We start from the raw sequence: 281 nt of genomic DNA, 5'->3' as shown, positions 1-281 counted from the left end.
GTCGAGAATCCCAGCTGCTTCGTCGGTCTGCCGGCGATCGGAAGCGCGTGCGGGACGCACTTGCACGGCATTGGCTTCGGGAGTCACGACTTCTGTGCCGCCATGGGGATGAAGCACGATCCTGAGCACGTGAGGTTCTACACGAAGCACCTCGTGCTGTTCGCGAAGGCGCTCGGCGTCGCCTATGTCGATGGAGTGGACACGAACGTCAGGGACCTGTCCGGCTTCATCGAGGACTGCCGATTCGCGTTCGACGCGGGGGCCGACGGGAAGTTCGTCAT

General features: G+C 63.0%; 1 protein-coding gene. It reads left to right on the top strand.

The features are described 5' to 3' along the window. The coding region (locus LZP69_RS16370; protein WP_234201746.1) for an aldolase/citrate lyase family protein at positions 1 to 281 on the top strand (281 nt) is incomplete at both ends.

Source organism: Shewanella sp. AS1, assembly GCF_021412565.1.
Taxonomy (GTDB): domain Bacteria; phylum Pseudomonadota; class Gammaproteobacteria; order Enterobacterales; family Shewanellaceae; genus Shewanella.
The sequence above is the reverse complement of the archived record's forward strand: the minus strand, read 5'-3'. Positions and strand labels throughout refer to the sequence as shown.